The organism is Ensifer meliloti, assembly GCF_030064585.1.
GTDB classification, from domain to species: domain Bacteria; phylum Pseudomonadota; class Alphaproteobacteria; order Rhizobiales; family Rhizobiaceae; genus Sinorhizobium; species Sinorhizobium meliloti.
This window is the reverse complement of sequence record NZ_CP120365.1, coordinates 1,321,455-1,339,056: the sequence shown is the minus strand read 5'-3', so window position 1 is coordinate 1,339,056 and position 17,602 is coordinate 1,321,455. Positions and strand designations below refer to the sequence as shown.

Below are 17,602 nucleotides of genomic sequence, written 5' to 3'. Positions count from 1 at the left end.
AGGGGCGGCCGCCCCCCTCAACGGCAATAGCGGTACCCGTTTTTCCGCTCGATGACATCCAGATGCAAGTGGTCTTCATGCGCCGCATCGCTCCCCGGATCGAGCACGGTCGTGAAATAAAGGCAGGCCGACGCCGTGACCGCCCGCTGGAATGCGCCGGTAAGGGTTCCGTCCTCGTCGCGGGGCTGGATCTCGACGGTCTTGCCGTCGCTGAGAGTGAACGAGGCGATGTCGACCGCGTTGCCGCGCGCATGTTCGGAGATCTTCCCGGTGTCTGCATTGTTCCTCAGGCGGCAGACATAGGTCGAGGCCTGGTTCAAGGCGGTAATGCGGGTCTCGGGGCTGAAGGCGCTGCTCGTGGCCGGGGCCGCCGTTTCCTTGGTCCAGCGGGCCAGCGCCAGCGCGGCTTCGCAGCGCATCACTCCCTCGGGCTTCAGGGTCACGCCCGGCAGGATCGCGCGGACCTCAATCGGCTTGTCGATGCCGCACCCCTTGCCGTCGTCGATGCGGTCTACTTCGGAAAAGCTGCTCCCGAGCGATTTGAGTTCGGAGAGACAGGACGCATATTCCTGCGGGTTTTCCTTTTCGATCACCAGGACCGGCACGGCGTCGAGGGCGTCGTCCTTCCAGCCTGGGGGTAGATCCCCGTCGGCGCGAGCATCATTCCCTGCCCGACCATTGGGCTTTTCCTCTGCATCGGCACCATTCGCCGGCGGCGTGGCGGGCTTGGGCGTCGGCGTCGGCTGATCATCGCCGCTCGAGGGTCGCGCCAAAGGCATCGGACCCCGTTCGGGCAGCGTTGCTCCCGAAACGAGAAACGCGACGATCAAAATTATCCCGGCGTGGCGCATGCAGGTCCTCTCCATCTCTCTGCGGCCCCAGTCGACGAAACGCACGAAGGAACGATCCTGTTTCAAATTGTGCTGAAACTGAGGACGAGGGCGGTTCGCAGGCTATGGAGATGGAGATCGGACCCTTAGATTTATATTGACAATCGCACTCATGTTTTCTTATGTGACGAAAATAAGGCGCGAATAGATCGCCTTGCCCAATTCCGCACTGCCCAGCCAGCCCTTGAGTTCGCCGCTCAACAGCAAGCCCGGCCAACACTTTCAAAGGACTGGTCCATGCTCAACCGGCATCATCGCCTGGCGCTTTTGGCTTGCACGGCATTCGTCACCCTCGCCGGAACAACATTTTCCCACGCGCAATCCACTGAAGCGCCAGCGGCGGCCGCCGAAAAGCAGGGGCGCGTGACGGTATTGAAGAAGCTCTCTGTCAAAGGAGGCCAGAAACAAGGCGTGGCCGATACGCCGCTCGCGGAACAGGTGACGGAGAAGGAGCTCGATAACAACCAGATTACGAGCTTCGAGGATCTGGGCAGGAGCCTCGAGCCGGGGGTGAACTTCAACCGGACCAGCGGGAGCGTCAACATTCGCGGCCTCGAAGGACCGCGGGTGCTTACGACGATTGACGGTATTCCCATTCCGTTCATTGATGACGGAGCGCGCGACTCCGACGGAGGCACAGACAGCTTCGACTTCTCGGCGCTTTCGACGATCGACATCGTCCGCGGTGCCGATTCCAGCCGCGCGGGCGGTGGTGCGCTCGGTGGCGCGGTGGTTCTCAATACCCTTGAGCCGGAAGATCTCATCGGCGAAGGCAAGACCTGGGGCGGAATCTTTAAATTCGCCTATGACGGCGAAGACGGCAGCCTTGGTGGGTCCGCTGCCGTAGCTGCGCGCTATGACAACACTGCGGTCCTCTTCCAGGGGGGGTACAAGAAGGGCAATGAGCAAGAAAGCAACGGCGATGTCGGCGGCTATTCCACGACGCGCACCGAGGCCGACCCCGCCGACTACGACCAGAACAATCTCCTGTTCAAGGGCCGGCAATATACCGACAGCGGCCATACTTTCGGATTCACGGCCGAGCGCTTTGATCGCGACAAGGACATCGACTTCTTGTCCGGCCAGAGCCTTACCGGCAATTACCGGCCGGGCGATTACGACAAATTGGACAACACCCGGCGCGAGCGTGTGTCGCTGGACTATGAATTCGAAGCCACCGATGACAACGCCTGGTTCGACAGCGCTTTCGCCACGATCTACTGGCAGCGCCTGCTCCGCGAAAGCGGTGCCGACGCCTACCGCAGCACCTCGGTGATCGGGGAATACTCCCGGCTCAACGAGGCGGAAGAAGAAGACTTCGGCGCCAGCGGCTATGTCGACAAGTCCTTCGACACAGGTTCCCTGCAGCACAAGGTCACGCTCGGCGGCGAGTTTGCCATCGGCAAGCTGCGTCAATATTCCTCGGGCGAGGACAGCTGCGACACGGCGCCCAGCCCAACCTGCAACTTCCTACACACAAACCAGTCGGACAGCCCCGACGTCGACAGCAGGAAGGTCGGTATCTACCTGCAGGACCGCATCTCGATCGGCGACGGGCCATTCGCACTGACACCGGCCCTCCGCCTCGACTGGTACGACTACTCGCCCGAGAATACGGCCGCTTATATGCGCAATCCCCTTTATGAGGGTTTGCCGCCGGGGCAAAGCGATCTGGCGCTGTCGCCGAAACTACTCGCGACCTATCAGGCAGCCGAAGAGGTCGAGCTTTTCGCGCAATGGGCCATGGCTTTCCGGCCGCCGACGGCCGAGGAACTCTATCTGACCTACGGTGCGCCAGGCAGTTATCTGAACATTGGCAATCCCAATTTGAAGCCTGAAACAAGCAATGGCTTCGAGATCGGCGCAAATCTTGGCGACGAGGAACTTGGCGGGGGTCTAAGGGTCTTCTACAACCGGTACAGGGACTTCATTGACGAGCGCCGATCTACCGATCCGACCGGGACCTATCCCCGCGGCATCACAGAGGCGATCAACCGTGCCAACGTCTCCATTCACGGTGTAGAGTTCTCGAGCCACAAGGTCTTCGCCAATGGGATTCATGTCCGCACCGCGCTCGCCTATGCCTATGGTCGGGATCTCGATACGGACGAGGTGCTCGGATCGGTGGCCCCGCTAAAGGGCGTGCTCAATGTCGGGTACGCCACCGAGACCTGGGGGGCAGACGTTATTCTAACCGCGTCGATGGACGTTTCGGATAAGTCGACCAACAATTTCAAGGCGCCGGGCTACGGCATCGTCGATGTCACCGGCTGGTGGGAGCCGGAGCAGATGCCGGGTCTCCGGGTGAACGCGGGCATCTATAACGTCTTCGACAAGACCTATTGGGACGCGATTAACACGCAGCATGACTCGTTTATTCAGCCGGCCAAGTACTATTCGGAGCCGGGCCGCACCTTTAAGATTTCGCTGACCCAGCGGTTCTGAGGAACGAACGGCAACGGCTGAGAGGGCGGCCCGCGGTGGCCGCCTTTTTTTAGCAGAGACAGATTGGGTTGGCGGTTTTCCCGCTTGCGCGTCATCGCAAGCCGCGCTAACACTTCCGCCCATGGCAAACACGCAGAACATTTCGATCTGGTGGTGGGCTCGCTGAGGCGGCCTTGACCAGTCATGCGTGATTGAGAGATGGAGCCGCCCGGAGATTTCGAGGCGGCTTTTTTCGTATTCGGGCCGCGTGGAAAGACCGGGCTTTTACGGAGCGAGACGAATGGCAGCGGTAATTCTGGAAGACGGCGCGGAGAGTTATACCACGAAGGGTGGCATCGTCGTCACCCGCAGGCGGCGTGAGGCATCCTACAGCGACGCGATCGCCGGTTATGTCGACCGGCTGGACGAACGCCGCGGCGCGGTCTTTTCCTCGAACTACGAATATCCCGGCCGCTATACCCGCTGGGACACCGCGGTGGTCGACCCGCCGCTTGCCATCTCCTCCTTCGGTCGCTCGCTCTGGATCGAAGCCTATAACGAACGCGGCGAAGTGCTGCTGGCGCTGATCGCCGAGGATCTGAAGTCCGTTGCCGACATCACGCTCAGCTCGCTTGCCGCCCGCCGCCTCGACCTCACCATCAACGAGCCCGATCGTGTCTTCACCGAGGAAGAGCGGTCGAAGATGCCGACGGTGTTTACGGTTCTTCGCGCGGTGACGAACCTCTTCCACTCGGAGGAGGACTCGAACCTCGGCCTCTATGGCGCCTTCGGCTACGACCTCGCCTTCCAGTTCGATGCGATCGAACTGAAGCTTTCGCGTCCGGACGACCAGCGCGACATGGTTCTCTTCCTGCCGGACGAGATCCTTGTGGTCGATCACTATGCGGCCAAGGCCTGGATCGACCGCTACGATTTCGCCAGGGAGAACCTTTCGACCGAGGGCAAGGCAGCGGACATTGCTCCCGAGCCGTTCCGCAGCGTCCACAGCATCCCGCCGCACGGGGATCACCGCCCGGGGGAATATGCCGAGCTGGTCGTCAAGGCGAAGGAAAGCTTCCGTCGCGGCGATCTTTTCGAAGTGGTGCCGGGGCAGAAATTCTACGAGCGCTGCGAAAGCCGCCCGTCCGAGATTTCCAACCGGCTGAAGGCGATCAATCCGTCGCCCTATTCCTTCTTCATCAATCTCGGCAACCAGGAATATCTCGTCGGTGCTTCGCCGGAGATGTTCGTGCGCGTTTCCGGTCGGCGCATCGAGACCTGCCCGATCTCCGGTACGATCAAGCGCGGCGACGATCCGATCGCCGACAGCGAGCAGATCCTGAAGCTCTTGAACTCGAAGAAGGACGAGTCCGAGCTCACCATGTGCTCGGACGTCGACCGCAACGACAAGAGCCGGGTCTGCGTGCCGGGCTCGGTCAAGGTGATCGGCCGCCGTCAGATCGAGATGTATTCGCGGCTGATCCACACGGTCGATCACATCGAGGGGCGCCTGCGCGACGATATGGACGCCTTCGACGGGTTCCTCAGCCACGCCTGGGCGGTGACCGTTACCGGCGCGCCGAAGCTCTGGGCCATGCGCTTCATCGAGAGCCACGAGAAGAGCCCGCGTGCCTGGTATGGCGGCGCGATCGGCATGGTCGGCTTCAACGGCGACATGAATACCGGGCTGACCTTGCGTACCATCCGCATCAAGGACGGGATCGCCGAGGTGAGGGCGGGTGCGACGCTCCTCTATGATTCCAATCCGGAAGAAGAAGAAGCCGAAACCGAACTGAAGGCCTCTGCCATGATTGCAGCCATCCGCGACGCGAAATCCGCAAACAGCGCCAAGTCAGCGCGCGATGTCGCCGCCGTCGGTGCGGGAGTCAGCATCCTGCTCGTCGATCACGAGGACAGCTTCGTCCATACCCTGGCGAACTACTTCCGCCAGACCGGCGCGTCCGTCACCACCGTGCGCACGCCGGTGGCCGAGGAAATCTTCGACCGGGTCAAGCCGGACCTCGTCGTGCTTTCGCCCGGTCCCGGCACCCCGAAGGACTTCGACTGCAAGGCGACGATCAAGAAGGCGCGGGCGCGGGACCTGCCGATCTTCGGCGTCTGCCTGGGGCTGCAGGCGCTCGCGGAGGCCTATGGCGGCGACCTTCGTCAACTGGCGATCCCGATGCATGGGAAGCCCTCGCGCATCCGCGTGCTCGAACCCGGCATCGTCTTCTCCGGCCTCGGCAAGGAGGTGACGGTCGGGCGCTATCATTCGATTTTCGCCGATCCGTCCAACCTGCCGCGCGAATTCGTGATCACGGCCGAAAGCGAAGATGGTACGATCATGGGCATCGAACACAGCAAGGAGCCGGTGGCGGCCGTGCAGTTCCATCCGGAATCGATCATGACGCTGGGCGGCGACGCCGGCATGCGGATGATCGAGAACGTGGTTGCCCATCTCGCCAAGCGGGCGAAGACCAAGGCAGCCTGACCTCCTGCGCGTCGGCTGGACCGGCTCGAGGCATTCGACCGTTTGACAAGCGGCCCGTGATCGCCCATATGGCGCCCATGATCCGCCTGCGCGAAAACCCGCGCGGGCGGTTTTGCATTTGAATGGCCTTGCATCTGCAACTCGTTTGCATCTGCAGGAGGAATGAAGATGACCGGAACCGACAATAGAACCATCCTGCGCCTCGCCTTCTGGGGCATCCCCCTGTCGCTGGGCGTGATGGGCCTTAAGATGCTCGCCTGGTGGGTGACGGGCTCGGTGGCGCTCCTGTCCGACGGGCTGGAATCTTCCGTCAACGTGGTCGCCGCGGTGATCGCCTATGCGATGATCGGCTATGCAGCAAAGCCGGCCGATGCCGACCACCCCTTCGGGCATCACAAGGCGGAATACTTCTCCGCAGTCATCGAAGGCGTGCTGATCGTCCTGGCGGCGTTGCTGATCATCTGGGAGGCCATTCCCGAAATGATGGCACCGGTGCTTCTGAATGCACCGACGCTCGGCCTCGCCATCAATTTTGCTGCCGGCGTCGTCAATGCGATCTGGGCCTATGTGCTCATCCGCGCGGGCAGCCGCCATCGCTCGCCGGCACTGAGTGCGGACGGCCAACACATTCTCTCGGATGTCGTGACCTCCGCGGGCGTGCTGGTCGGCCTTCTTCTTGCCATCGCCACGGGCTACGCGATCCTCGATCCGCTGCTCGCCGTGATCGTCGCGGGCAATATCCTGTTCCAGGGCTGGAAAGTGATTTCGCGCTCCGTCGACGGGCTGATGGACAAGGCGGTGCCGGCGGACGAGGAGGAGGCGATCAAGGCGGCGATCGCGGCCAATGCCGGCGGCTCTCTCGGCGTCCATGACCTGAAGACGCGTCAGGCGGGCCCGGCGATCTTCGTGGATTTTCACATGGTCGTGCCGGAGGCGATGGCGGTCGGTGACGCGCACGATATCTGCGACCGGATCGAGGACGCGATTCGCGCCGTGCATCCGGGCGCGGGGATCGCCATTCACGTCGAACCGGAAGGCGAAAAGGCGCACGGGGTGCGCGTCAAAGTTAGTGGAGCATCACGGAAATGACCAAGACTGACGTATCGGCACTTTCACAACTGGGGGCAAAGGTCGATCTGCCCCAAAGCCCGGAAGAGGCGGTGCTCGAAAGAGTGCCGAGCGGGCATGGCGGCACGGATTTCGTCGTCCGCTTTACGGCGCCCGAGTTCACCTCGCTTTGCCCGATGACCGGGCAGCCCGATTTCGCCCACATCGTCATCGACTATGTGCCTGACGGCTGGCTGGTCGAGTCAAAATCGCTCAAGCTGTTCCTGCATTCGTTCCGCAACCACGGCGCTTTCCACGAGGATTGCACGATCGAGATCGCCAAGCGCCTGGTTTCGCTGCTTTCTCCGAAGTGGCTCCGGATCGGCGCCTACTGGTATCCCCGCGGCGGCATCCCGATCGACGTTTTCTGGCAGACGGGAAACCCGCCGGAGGGCGTTTGGCTGCCGGATCAGGGCGTGCCGACCTATCGCGGACGGGGATGATGGCGTCTGCGCATTTGCAATGGCGGGCTTCATGAGCAGGCGCCACGCCGGTGACGAAATTCTGCTTCCGAAACTGCCCACGGGTCGGGAATGGACGCCGGTTCGTCACGGCGAATCCGGTGACCGCGTCTATCGTCGCAGCGACGGCGGCGCCTATGCGAAGATTGCGAGCGGCAAGGCCGCAGCACTGCTCGAGGGGGAGCGCGATCGTGTCGCCTGGCTGGCGCCGTTCCGCCTGGGCTCGCCCTCCGTCTGCGAGTGGATCGCGGCAGAGAATGAAGCATGCCTCGTCATCAGCGCGCTGCCGGGTGTGCCGGCAAGCGAGCTCTCCGCGGTCGACCTCAAGAAAGCCTGGCCGTCGATCCTGCGGCAATTGAAGCTGCTGCATGAATTGCCGACGGAAGCCTGCCCTTTCGGGCGGCGGCTCGCGTCGATGTTCGACCGGGCCGCGGATGTCGTCCGGCGCGATGCCGTCAATCCGGATTTCCTGGCCCCGGAGGATCAGAACACTCCGCCGGGCGAACTGCTCGACGCTCTGCGGGCCGAACTGCCGAGGCACCTGATCGACGAGCCTTCCGATCTCGTAATCTGTCATGGCGACGCATGCCTGCCGAACTTCATGGTCGATGCGGATACACACCGCAGCACGGGCGTGATCGACCTGGGCCGGCTCGGAACGGCGGATCGATACGTTGATTTTTCGCTTCTGCTTGGCAACGCTCGCGAAAGCTGGACCGGAGAAGCCGATGCGGAGGCCGCGCGGGACTGCCTCTTCGACATTCACGGGATCTCGGCACCGGACGAAGACCGTCTCGCTTTCTATCTTCGGCTGGATCCGCTGACCTGGGGATGAGCCGCCTGCCGCTTCAGACGGATTGACCTATTGATCAAGCCGAAGTGCTTTTGACAGGCCGATCTTTTCCAGTTCGGTCTGGAGTATCGGGTCGAAAGCGACCTTCCTCCAAAGCACTCGGTAGCCGAGATGCTGGTAGAGCTTAAGCGCCCGCTCGTTCCAGGCCGCCACCTGGATTGCGGCTTGCCTGTATCCACGCTCGGCGATTTGCGCTTCGAGCGCCTTTATGAGGGCCGATCCGGCGCCCCGTCCTTCGAAGGCGGGAGCCACCCAGATATCGCTGATGACGTCGTCATCGTGTTCGCGGGCGCCGAGACCGGCAGGCTCTCCGTCGAGTTCAGCGACGAGAATGCGAGGCCCCAGTTCCCGCACGAACGGCAGGAACGGGTTCTTCTGTTCGGTGGCCGCCGCAACATGTGCTGGTACAAGCGGCTTTATGCCTTTGCGCCAGGCTGCAAGGCCGATTTGAGCGAGAGCGTCCGCCTCCTGCGGCAGCGCGGCGCGAACCAGCATCATCCGACGATCAAGGTTGCGCCGGCTATGGCCATTATTCCGCCGACAATACGAGTGACGACGCCGCGGTCCGCAAGCCGCGCGAGCCCCATGCCGAGACCGATGCCGGCAATGTGCAGGAGAACGGTCGAGATCACGATGCCTGCTGCAAACGACCAGGTGCCGGCCATTCCCAATTCTCCGCCGTGGGCATGGCCATGGAAGAGCGCGAAGACAGAGACGACGGCTGCAGCGGTTGTCGCGTCGAGCCGGACGGCCACTGCGACGACCAGGCCGAGCGCCACGACGGAGGCGAGGATGGCCGGTTCGACAAAGGGCAGGGGAGCGCCCGCCCGGGCGAGGACGAAGCCGAGCACCATCGTTGCGACAAAGGCAGCCGGCACGCTCCACAGCGCCCTGCCGCCGATCTGGGCCGCCCAAAGGCCGACAGCGATCATCGCAAGGATGTGGTCGGCTCCGAACAGCGGATGGGAAAGGCCCGCCATCAGCGACCCGTGTTCGGCTGGATCGAGATGGGCGAAGGCCGGTGCGGATGAGCCGGCGAAGAGCGCGGCTGCGAGAAGGACGGATTTCTTCATTCTGGGCCCCCATACAGACATTGATGACCCGCTGATCTTATTGGGCTCCCATCGGCTGTCCATACGTCATTTGGCGGGCCCTGTTTACCATCGTGCCGAGGCCGGCGGTTCGAACCGTGTTAACGCCGCCGTTTGCATTGTTTTCGCCGTCGAGTCGCATTATCTGGTTGGAAGACATTTCATGAGGAGTCCGAAGAATGCGGAACGACGACGACCAGGAAGAAAAGAAGACCGAATTGCCCTTGGGCAAGGAGACGGAGGCGAACCTTTTCAAGTCGCGTTCGATTTTCATTTACGGGACCATCACCCAGGAATTGGCGCAGAAGGTCTGCTCGCAGCTCGTGGCGCTCGCCGCGGCCAGCGACGACGATATCCGCCTATTCGTCAACTCGCCGGGCGGCCATGTCGAATCCGGCGACAGCATCCACGACATGATCAAGTTCGTGAAGCCGAAGGTCTGGACCATCGGCACAGGCTGGGTCGCGTCCGCCGGCGCGCTCATCTATGTCGCCGCGCCGAAGGAGCAGCGCCTGTGCCTGCCGAACACCCGCTTCCTGTTGCACCAACCCTCGGGCGGCACGCGCGGCATGGCTTCCGACATCGAGATCCAGGCGCGCGAGATCATCAAGATGAACGAGCGTCTGAACCGGATCTTCTCCGAAGCGACCGGACAGCCGGTCGACAAGATCGCCAAGGACACGGATCGCGATTACTGGCTCGGTGCGGAAGAGGCGAAGGCCTACGGTCTCGTTTCGCGCATCGTCACCTCCATCGCGGAGATTTAGTCCGGGCGGCAAGGGGCGGCCGCTCATCCGCCTGCCGGCACCTTCTCCCCGCAAGCGGGGCGAAGGGAGCGGCGGCGCCGCCTCAGTCCCCTTTCCCCGCGCGGGGAAAGGGGCTAGTCCTCGGTTCAAACCCGAGGAGAGGGCACTCTTGCTCCGCTTTACCAAGCCGTGTATAGGCTTTTCCATGACTCAGGCTGACGCACACAAGATCGCAGCGATCTCTTCCGGACACGATGCCAATCGTGCTCCTGCGCGCGCCACCGCATCCCTTCTTCTTCTCGGCCTTATCCGCGGTTGCCGGGTTCGCTGAGGAGCGCCCGGCGGCCGAAAAGCCTTGCCGGCACCTGCTCCTCGAAATCCAGAAAAGCTGAACCAAATCGCGCGGCCCCCGCGGCATCGCCATCGCAATGTCCCGAATGATCGGCTATTGCATGCGGCAGGCTACGCTCAAGTGACGAAGAGAAGCTGCACATGATTTTGAAATCGCATTCCATCAAGACCGGCATGCCCGAGGCGGCTGTGAAATATCAGCCCTATCCGCAGATCGCGCTGCCGGATCGCACGTGGCCGTCAAAGGCGATCACCGAGGCGCCTATCTGGTGTTCCGTGGATCTGCGCGACGGCAACCAGGCGCTCGTCGATCCGATGGGTCACGACCGGAAGGCGCGCATGTTCCACCTCCTCCTGGACATGGGCTTCAAGGAGATCGAGATCGGCTTCCCGTCCGCGTCGCAGACGGATTTCGATTTCGCCCGCTGGTGCGTCGAGGAAGGCAACGTTTCCGAAGACGTGTCCCTGCAGGTGCTGGTCCAGTGCCGGCCGGAATTGATCGCGCGGACCTTCGAGGCGCTTGAAGGTGCGCACCGGCCGATCGTACATTTCTACAATTCGACGAGCGAGCTGCAGCGCCGCGTCGTCTTCGGCAAGGACGTGGCCGGCATCAAGCAGATCGCGACCGACGCCGCCAAGATGATCACCGACATGGCCGCGAAAGCGGGCGGCGGTTATCGCTTCGAATACTCGCCGGAAAGCTTCACCGGCACCGAACTCGAAGTGGCATTGGAGATTTGCAACGCCGTGATCGAGATCGTCCGGCCGACGGCGGACAACAAGCTCATCGTCAACCTGCCCTCGACCGTGGAGATGGCGACGCCGAACATCTATGCCGACCAGATCGAATGGATGTGCCGCAATCTCGACAATCGCGAGAACCTGATCGTCTCGCTGCATCCGCACAACGACCGCGGCACCGGCATTGCCGCCACCGAGCTGGGGCTGATGGCGGGCGCCGACCGTGTCGAGGGGACGCTCTTCGGCAATGGCGAGCGCACCGGCAACGTCGATGTGGTGACGCTGGCGCTCAACATGTTCACGCAGGGCGTCGATCCCAAGCTCGACTGCTCGGACATCGAGCGGATCAAGGAAGTCTACGAATATTCCAACCAGATGGTCATTCCGGAACGCCACCCCTATGTAGGCGAACTGGTCTACACGGCCTTCTCCGGCTCGCATCAGGATGCCATCAACAAGGGCATGAAGGCGATCAAACAGGCGAACAAGCCGACCTGGGAGGTACCCTATCTGCCGATCGATCCGCGCGATGTCGGACGCAGCTACGAAGCGATCATCCGCATCAACTCGCAATCGGGCAAGGGCGGCATCGCCTATATCCTGCAGGAGGACTACGGTATCAATCTGCCGCGCAATCTGCAGATCGAGTTCCGTGAGGAAGTCCAGCGCATTACCGACGAGGAAGGCAAGGAGCTGCCCTCGAAGCGCATCCATCAGCGCTTCATCGAAAGCTATGTCGAGCAGCCGGGCGCGCGCATCAAGTTCGTCGACCATCACACCTACCCGGCAGGCGAGCACAAGGGCCTGCGTGTCGTTGCCGCCGAAATCACTGATGGCGGCGAGACCAGGCAGATCGAGGGCAAGGGCACGGGCCCGATCGACGGCTTCATCAATGCGCTGTCGATCTATCTCGGCGTCGAACTCTCGGTGGCGGATTACTCCGAGCATTCGCTGCAGCATGGTTCCAACGCCGCTGCGATCGCCTATGTCGAGGTCGAGTATCCGGGCGGCAAGCTCTTCGGCGTCGGTATCAACACCAATATCGTGGCCGCCTCACTGGAGGCGATCGTCTCGGCTGCCAACCGCGTGCTGGACGTGACGGGGAAGTGACGCACTTGTCCTCGTGAGGGCCCCTTGCCCTGACCCTCTCTCCGCGTGCGGGGAGAGGGGGAGCGCCATTGAGCTTGATTTTTATAGGTGGGCTATCCGTTTCGGTATATAAGGATATCCGCGAAAGGATATCCTTATGGCTCTCTACATCAAAGATCCCACCGTGGACCGAATGGCGGAAAAACTTCAAGAACGCCTAGGTGTCCGCACAAAGACAGATGCTGTCCGCATTGCTCTTCAACACGAACTGGATCGTGTGGAGGACGAAATTCCGCTGCGCGAAAAGCTGGCCGCGTTGCGGCAACGGGCGCGCGACCGGCTAGGCCCGCCTGTTCACGGGGTTGATATGAAAAAGCTTATGGATGAGCTTTGGGAGGAGGGCGAGTGAGCTTCGTCGACGCCTCCGTCATCGTTGCGATATTGAACGAGGAACCCGGCTTTGAGGAATTGGAAAAGCGCCTGAGCGACGCGGACGGGAAGCTCTGCGTTTCGCCGCTCGTGCGTTTCGAGGCGGTCGCCGCACTCACGAGACTGCGCATCATCGCCACGAAGGGCAAAGCAGATCGCAGCGATTTGATTGGCGAAGCCCGTGAGTTGGTCGACAGCTTCATTCAGGCGCTCAGTGCAAGCGAGGTCACGATCGATTCCCACACGGGCGTTCGCGCCCTCGATGCGATGGCCCGCTACGGGAAAGTCGCGGGCCACCCGGCGGCCCTAAATCTCGGTGATTGTTTCGCCTATGCGGCCGCGAAGGAGTCTGGGCTGACCCTGATCTACAAGGGGAATGATTTCTCGCAAACCGACCTGGGTTAGAGCACTTCCGCCTTTCTCCGAAAAGCGGAAATGCTTCCAACATTGACTCATATGCGATAGCCCTGCCTCCTATGGGCAGAAGGTCGCGGCGGCTCGGGGCAGTTCCTCGGTGTTGATCAGTCTCAAATATTCGCCGCCACCGTTTCGGCAAGGTCCTGCAGAGCGGGATCGGATGACGGTCCGATCATCACGAATGAGACGCCTTCGCGTTCCCAGGAGACCAAGCCGAGGTCGCCGCGGATGGTCTCGCTGAATTCGTCGGATTGCTGTCCATCGCCTTGCTTGAGAAAGCAGATGGTGAAAACTTCTGCCTCGCGGTCACGATAGACGAGCTGGGCAACCGGCCTGCCGTTGGCGGCGAGGAGCCTCGCGCCTTCGAAGGACAATCCCTTGCGGTCGAGGTTGGGGACAGTGAAGCTCACGCCGACGCTTGCGGCAAGCCAGGTCTCGATCTCTGCCGCCTGCGTTCCCGGCACCTCGACCAGATGCTCCTTCTGGCGCGAAAAGATGCGGTGAGATCCGACGATATCGTCGATCCAGGGGCGGTCATCGGCCTGGTTCATCGGCTCGGCGAAATCCGTGGCGCTGCCGAGAATGAAGCCGGCGGCTCCGCCGAGCAGGAAAAGGGCGGTGGAAGCGGCGAGGATGCGCGGCCAGATGCGGGCGCTTCGCCTTGGAAGACTGGCCGTCGTTACCCGCTCCGACTTCGGGTTGATGCCGGGGCCTTGCTTTATCTGGCGTACCAGCGCCAGCGGCACCGGATCATGGAGGAAGTTTTCGAAAGCCCCGTTGCCGAAGGCGCTGCCCGACTTGAGCTTTTCGAGCAATGCCCTTGCCTCGTCGTCGCGTGCGAGAAGAGCGTCAAGTTCGGATTTTTCGCTTTCTGCGAGTTCGCCGTCGATATAGGCGGACAACCGCACCTCAAGCGCTAGCCCCTTCGTTTGCAGCAACGGTCAGGCCCTCCTTTCCGTATTTTCGGACAACATGGCTGCGAGCCTGAGCCGCGCCGTCGACAGTCTGCTCATGACCGTACCGACCGGGATGCCGAGGATCTCCGCCGTTTCCCGATAGCTGTGGCCTTCGACATTGACGAGGAGGAAGACGCTTGCCAGTCCCTCCGGCATGGACAGGATCATCTTCTGCACCTGATTGGCATAGGCGGCCTTTTCGGCCGTTGCTTCGACGTGCGGTTCGTCCCGCTCGAAAACGTCGACCGCACCGGCGCTGCGCACCTTGCGCTTGCGGATTTCGTCCACCCAGAGATTGCGGGTCATCGCATAGACCCAGCTTTCCAGCCGGCCCTCGCCGTTCCAAAGGTGACTGCGCGCGATTGCCCGCTCGCAAACTTCCTGGACAAGATCGTCGGCGTCATTGGCATTGCGGGCCAGCGTGATCGCGAAGCGGCGCAGTTTGGGCAGCAGGCCGACCAAATCCCGTCTGAAATCCTTCATTTCTGCCGCTGGGCGCATTGCTCTTCCAGTGAAACGTGCCGGATCGCGCGTCCATTCGCCATCCGGACGCACCATCAATGATATGGAACATTTGGTCCTAAGTCTGCAAGGGAAGAGCCGGAACGGAAAGAGGTTTTTGCGCCCCGGCAACGGTTTTCCCCACGGCGCCGCGCGTCCTTGAATCGCCCGGGATCGAAAGGCTTCCGGCGTTTCAGAAATACGTCGTTTCGGCGAGCACCACGCCGGTCGCGTCCGGGTTGATCGCGTAGCGCTCCCGGGTCAACCGCCAATCTCCGGGCTCGCCGTCGACGGAAAAGAGATTATAGGCGGCGACGGGCTTGCTGCCGCCGGGACCCTGCGAGGCGGATGCGATGCCGACGACCGGCACCGGCCCCGTATGCCCCTTGAGCCAGTGGAGCGTATTGAGATGCGTGTGGCCGTGCAGAACCAGCTCGGCCCCGCCCGCGGAGATGGTGGCAGCGAAACGGCGGATGCCGATCATGCGCTTGTGCATCGAGGTCGCGCCGCGGATCGGAGGGTGATGGATCATGACGATGCGGAACAATCCGGCTTCGCCGGCCTGGCGAAGGAGGTTGACCGTCGCGCGCGCCTGTCGCGGCCCGAAATAGCCGCTGGCGGCGAAAGGGGGAGTGGCCACAGCCGTCGAGCAGCCGATCAGCGCCACCTTGCCGCGCACCCGCATATAGGGAAAGCAGGCATGCTTCTTCATCCAGCCGCTGGGGCCGTCATCGCCGCGCATGAAGGGATACCATGCATGTGTGATCTTCTCGTATGCGCCGGGCACATAGGCGTCGTGGTTGCCCGGCACGACCGAGATTTCATTGGGGTCGCCCGCTTCCGCAAGCCATTCGGTAACCGCCTCGATCTCCAGGGAAGAGGCAAGGTTGACGAGATCTCCGGTAATCGCCAGGTGATCCGGATTGCGCACCTCGATGTCCTTCATCAGGCAGTCGAGCGTCCCGGGAAAGAGGTGGCGCACCCTGTTCCTGTGCCAGTTGACGAATCCGGTGATCCGCTTGGAGGCGAGTTCGCGCAGGGAGAGATCGGGCAACGGCCCCAGGTGGACATCGGATATATGCGCAAGTTTGAACATTAATCCCGTCTAGCGCATATTCCCGTGAAGGGGAATCAGTAATGGACTATTCCCGGACACCGCGAATGTGAGGAGAAGGCGTATGGACGAGAGCCGCGGGCCGGAGATGCCCTCCTGGCGGCTCCGCTTTCTGACGCGGTTTGCCCATGTTTATTTCGCCCTGGCGCGCGGCATGACGCTCGGCGTGCGGGCTGCCTGTTTCGACGATGAGGGGCGGGTCTTTCTCGTAAGGCATTCCTATCTGCCGGGCTGGCATCTTCCCGGCGGCGGACTCGACCGCAACGAGACGGCGGTGGAGGGCCTTGCCCGCGAGCTCAGGGAGGAGGGCAACCTCGTGCTGACGACGGCACCGCTGCTCTTTCAGGTCTACTACAACCGGCGCACCAGCAAACGCGATCACGTCATCTTCTTCCGCTGCGATAATGTCCGCCAGGAGCGGCCGAAGCGTGCGGATCTCGAAATCGCCGCGGCGGGCTTCTTTCCGCTCGACGACCTTCCGGCGGACACGACCCCTGCGACCCGGCGCCGGCTGGCGGAGCTTGCGGGAGACGTAGTGCCGGACAGGTTCTGGTAACGGCCGCATATCCCCTGACGAGGAATTCAGTGCAAGCTTGAGCAGGCGGCGGGTGTGGAAACCGCCGGCTGTTGGAGTGACTTCCGGTTTGTAAATGGATTACCGCAGAGGCCATCAGCGTTCGGAGTTTGAAAATTCCGACCGGGCAGTGACGGTGATCTTCTCGTCGTGTGGCAATCTTTCCGGCAGGTCCGCGCGATCAGCCACGACGATCCCGTGATCGGTCAGGAGAATGGCAAAGCGATCGCCCTGGCGGAGAACCCGGCCAGTGATGTCTTCGCCGGCGCGAGCAGTGCGGACAGGATGGTGTAGAGGCTCTTCGCCGCTCTCCCGCAAGTCGTCGAATGCGGATCGGATGGCCTCACGGCGGCCCGGCTTTATCGCGTCCTCGATCGCGTGCTTCATCAGGGGACTGGACGGGTCGTTCGTGGTTTCGATCGACGCCTCGATCATGCGCGGCATGGTTATGAGCGAAAAATCGATCGCGTGCCCGTAGTGGCGGCCCAACTCGGAAATAAAAGCCTCTTGAGCACGGCCGTTGCCCTCTCTGAATGGATGCACGTAGTTCGGTTCCGAGAGGACCTTTGCGGCCCGCTCGGCAAATTGCTCCGGCGTTGCCTTGCTAAGGGCCGAGGGATCTGCGATCGGCCTCAGCGCCTCGTTCAGACCCATTTCTATGCGTGAGCCGGGCAGGAAGGATGTGCCGCCCTTGAAGAGTCCGCCGACAGGCTCGACCCTCTGGCCGTCGACAACGGGACTCTCGTTGCGCGTATGCCCGGCCCATTCGTAGACGTCCTGAAAAATGTACCTGTGAACCGCCTTCAGGTGGGCCGTGTCGAAATTGCCGCTCGGTCCACTTCCCTGGTTTATCTCGACCAGCCCGATGTTGGTCAGTGCATACTCGGCCGGTCGAAGTTCGGAATGTGCCGTCAGGTTAGTTTGTTGCGCAAGACGCCCGTGCGATCTGGATCATCGGTAACGTCAGGGTAGGTGTAAGAGCCCTTCGGCTGTCCGCTTGCCATCGATTCCTCATGAAAAAGCCGCCCGGGAATGCAGGCGGCTTGTACAACTCATCGATCGACGATTAGGCGCGCTTGAAGCGCGTCAGCATCTCTTCGCGAAACTCTTCCGTGGTAATGTCGCCGGCGATAAAGCGGGCGTTGGCCGCCTCGAGCACCGGATCGTGAACATAACCCTGCCGGATATTGGCAGCCCGCGCCTGCTCGGTGGCCTTGCGGCGCTTCTCGATGGCTTCCGGAGAACGGTCCGGACGGCGGGAATGAACGTTCATCGGCAAATCTCCAGTTGCATGCTACCTTAACAGGGAAAATGCTGCAAATCCAGCATTTCGCCCGATTTTCCGATGTTTCGAAGGCGGGTTCGAC

General features: G+C 62.0%; 18 protein-coding genes and 1 pseudogene. 11 read left to right on the top strand and 8 right to left on the bottom strand.

Annotated features, from left to right (window positions below; genetic code table 11):
- Positions 1-17: 17 nt before the first annotated feature.
- Complete coding sequence (locus PZL22_RS13585; RefSeq protein ID WP_003534423.1) at positions 18-851, bottom strand: extensin-like domain-containing protein; 834 nt, start codon at positions 849-851, stop codon at positions 18-20.
- Between the two features lie 276 nt (positions 852-1,127).
- On the opposite strand from PZL22_RS13585, the gene PZL22_RS13580 reads away from it, so the two are divergent.
- From PZL22_RS13580 to PZL22_RS13555, 6 genes are all read left to right on the top strand, one after another.
- Entirely contained in the window at positions 1,128-3,335 is a 2,208-nt protein-coding gene (locus PZL22_RS13580) for a TonB-dependent receptor, heme/hemoglobin family (protein WP_003534425.1), read from the top strand.
- Positions 3,336-3,456: 121 nt separating this feature from the next.
- Positions 3,457-3,501: a trpE operon leader peptide TrpLE gene (trpLE, locus tag PZL22_RS13575; RefSeq protein WP_178385068.1), complete on the top strand. Its 45-nt coding sequence runs from the start codon at positions 3,457-3,459 to the stop codon at positions 3,499-3,501.
- A 114-nt stretch (positions 3,502-3,615) separates the two neighbouring features.
- Entirely contained in the window at positions 3,616-5,805 is a 2,190-nt protein-coding gene (locus PZL22_RS13570) for an anthranilate synthase (RefSeq protein WP_003534427.1), read from the top strand.
- Between the two features lie 168 nt (positions 5,806-5,973).
- Positions 5,974-6,894: a cation diffusion facilitator family transporter YiiP gene (locus PZL22_RS13565; protein WP_033049152.1), complete on the top strand. Its 921-nt coding sequence runs from the start codon at positions 5,974-5,976 to the stop codon at positions 6,892-6,894.
- Positions 6,891-7,355, top strand: a complete 465-nt coding sequence (queF, locus tag PZL22_RS13560; protein WP_003534432.1) for a preQ(1) synthase — start codon at positions 6,891-6,893, stop codon at positions 7,353-7,355. The genes PZL22_RS13565 and queF overlap by 4 nt, the downstream gene beginning before the upstream one ends.
- A gap of 31 nt (positions 7,356-7,386) precedes the next feature.
- On the top strand, positions 7,387-8,208 hold the full coding sequence (locus PZL22_RS13555; RefSeq protein ID WP_033049154.1) for an APH(3'') family aminoglycoside O-phosphotransferase: 822 nt from the start codon (positions 7,387-7,389) through the stop codon (positions 8,206-8,208).
- A gap of 27 nt (positions 8,209-8,235) precedes the next feature.
- On the opposite strand, the gene PZL22_RS13550 is transcribed toward PZL22_RS13555, so the two are convergent.
- Positions 8,236-8,724, bottom strand: a complete 489-nt coding sequence (locus tag PZL22_RS13550) for a GNAT family N-acetyltransferase (protein WP_164829034.1) — start codon at positions 8,722-8,724, stop codon at positions 8,236-8,238.
- Positions 8,721-9,299 (bottom strand): HupE/UreJ family protein, encoded by a 579-nt coding sequence (locus PZL22_RS13545; RefSeq protein ID WP_003534436.1) that lies wholly within the window; start codon positions 9,297-9,299, stop codon positions 8,721-8,723. The genes PZL22_RS13550 and PZL22_RS13545 overlap by 4 nt, the downstream gene beginning before the upstream one ends.
- Before the next feature lie 197 nt (positions 9,300-9,496).
- Between PZL22_RS13545 and PZL22_RS13540 the strand changes: the two genes are divergently transcribed.
- The 4 genes from PZL22_RS13540 (at position 9,497) to PZL22_RS13525 (ending at position 13,078) form a co-directional block, all read left to right on the top strand.
- Positions 9,497-10,084: an ATP-dependent Clp protease proteolytic subunit gene (locus PZL22_RS13540; protein ID WP_003534438.1), complete on the top strand. Its 588-nt coding sequence runs from the start codon at positions 9,497-9,499 to the stop codon at positions 10,082-10,084.
- 471 nt (positions 10,085-10,555) lie between these two features.
- Positions 10,556-12,265 carry a 2-isopropylmalate synthase gene (gene leuA / locus PZL22_RS13535; protein ID WP_003534442.1) on the top strand — a complete coding sequence of 570 codons (1,710 nt, stop codon included), beginning with the start codon at positions 10,556-10,558 and terminating at the stop codon, positions 12,263-12,265.
- A gap of 136 nt (positions 12,266-12,401) precedes the next feature.
- Complete coding sequence (locus PZL22_RS13530) at positions 12,402-12,653, top strand: type II toxin-antitoxin system VapB family antitoxin (protein WP_003534444.1); 252 nt, start codon at positions 12,402-12,404, stop codon at positions 12,651-12,653.
- A complete protein-coding gene (locus tag PZL22_RS13525; protein ID WP_003534446.1) occupies positions 12,650-13,078 on the top strand; it encodes a type II toxin-antitoxin system VapC family toxin in 429 nt (142 codons plus the stop codon). The genes PZL22_RS13530 and PZL22_RS13525 overlap by 4 nt, the downstream gene beginning before the upstream one ends.
- Positions 13,079-13,200: 122 nt before the next feature.
- Here the strand turns inward: PZL22_RS13525 and PZL22_RS13520 are convergent, their stop codons facing one another.
- From PZL22_RS13520 to PZL22_RS13510, 3 genes are all read right to left on the bottom strand, one after another.
- A complete protein-coding gene (locus PZL22_RS13520) occupies positions 13,201-14,028 on the bottom strand; it encodes an anti-sigma factor family protein (protein ID WP_003534449.1) in 828 nt (275 codons plus the stop codon).
- 3 nt (positions 14,029-14,031) lie between these two features.
- Positions 14,032-14,547, bottom strand: coding sequence for an RNA polymerase sigma factor (locus PZL22_RS13515; protein WP_033049149.1), 516 nt, complete (start codon positions 14,545-14,547; stop codon positions 14,032-14,034).
- 193 nt (positions 14,548-14,740) lie between these two features.
- Complete coding sequence (locus PZL22_RS13510) at positions 14,741-15,643, bottom strand: metallophosphoesterase family protein (protein ID WP_003534453.1); 903 nt, start codon at positions 15,641-15,643, stop codon at positions 14,741-14,743.
- Between the two features lie 82 nt (positions 15,644-15,725).
- On the opposite strand from PZL22_RS13510, the gene PZL22_RS13505 reads away from it, so the two are divergent.
- On the top strand, positions 15,726-16,217 hold the full coding sequence (locus PZL22_RS13505) for an NUDIX domain-containing protein (protein WP_003534456.1): 492 nt from the start codon (positions 15,726-15,728) through the stop codon (positions 16,215-16,217).
- 114 nt (positions 16,218-16,331) lie between these two features.
- On the opposite strand, the pseudogene PZL22_RS13500 reads toward PZL22_RS13505, so the two are convergent.
- Positions 16,332-17,239, bottom strand: a pseudogene (locus PZL22_RS13500) (Fic/DOC family protein).
- A gap of 62 nt (positions 17,240-17,301) precedes the next feature.
- The gene (locus PZL22_RS13495; RefSeq protein ID WP_003534459.1) at positions 17,302-17,508 is read right to left on the bottom strand and encodes an antitoxin VbhA family protein; all 207 of its coding nucleotides are present in this window, start codon (positions 17,506-17,508) and stop codon (positions 17,302-17,304) included.
- Between the last annotated feature and the right edge of the window lie 94 nt (positions 17,509-17,602).

What these genes read in the sequence shown, in the direction of transcription:
- PZL22_RS13585 (WP_003534423.1), bottom strand. Translation starts at nt 851, where the DNA reads ATGCGCCACGCCGGGATAATTTTGATCGTCGCGTTTCTCGTTTCGGGA.
- PZL22_RS13580 (WP_003534425.1), top strand. Translation starts at nt 1,128, where the DNA reads ATGCTCAACCGGCATCATCGCCTGGCGCTTTTGGCTTGCACGGCATTC.
- PZL22_RS13570 (WP_003534427.1), top strand. Translation starts at nt 3,616, where the DNA reads ATGGCAGCGGTAATTCTGGAAGACGGCGCGGAGAGTTATACCACGAAG.
- PZL22_RS13565 (WP_033049152.1), top strand. Translation starts at nt 5,974, where the DNA reads ATGACCGGAACCGACAATAGAACCATCCTGCGCCTCGCCTTCTGGGGC.
- queF (WP_003534432.1), top strand. Translation starts at nt 6,891, where the DNA reads ATGACCAAGACTGACGTATCGGCACTTTCACAACTGGGGGCAAAGGTC.
- PZL22_RS13555 (WP_033049154.1), top strand. Translation starts at nt 7,387, where the DNA reads ATGAGCAGGCGCCACGCCGGTGACGAAATTCTGCTTCCGAAACTGCCC.
- PZL22_RS13550 (WP_164829034.1), bottom strand. Translation starts at nt 8,724, where the DNA reads ATGATGCTGGTTCGCGCCGCGCTGCCGCAGGAGGCGGACGCTCTCGCT.
- PZL22_RS13545 (WP_003534436.1), bottom strand. Translation starts at nt 9,299, where the DNA reads ATGAAGAAATCCGTCCTTCTCGCAGCCGCGCTCTTCGCCGGCTCATCC.
- PZL22_RS13540 (WP_003534438.1), top strand. Translation starts at nt 9,497, where the DNA reads ATGCGGAACGACGACGACCAGGAAGAAAAGAAGACCGAATTGCCCTTG.
- leuA (WP_003534442.1), top strand. Translation starts at nt 10,556, where the DNA reads ATGATTTTGAAATCGCATTCCATCAAGACCGGCATGCCCGAGGCGGCT.
- PZL22_RS13530 (WP_003534444.1), top strand. Translation starts at nt 12,402, where the DNA reads ATGGCTCTCTACATCAAAGATCCCACCGTGGACCGAATGGCGGAAAAA.
- PZL22_RS13515 (WP_033049149.1), bottom strand. Translation starts at nt 14,547, where the DNA reads ATGCGCCCAGCGGCAGAAATGAAGGATTTCAGACGGGATTTGGTCGGC.
- PZL22_RS13510 (WP_003534453.1), bottom strand. Translation starts at nt 15,643, where the DNA reads ATGTTCAAACTTGCGCATATATCCGATGTCCACCTGGGGCCGTTGCCC.
- PZL22_RS13505 (WP_003534456.1), top strand. Translation starts at nt 15,726, where the DNA reads ATGGACGAGAGCCGCGGGCCGGAGATGCCCTCCTGGCGGCTCCGCTTT.
- PZL22_RS13495 (WP_003534459.1), bottom strand. Translation starts at nt 17,508, where the DNA reads ATGAACGTTCATTCCCGCCGTCCGGACCGTTCTCCGGAAGCCATCGAG.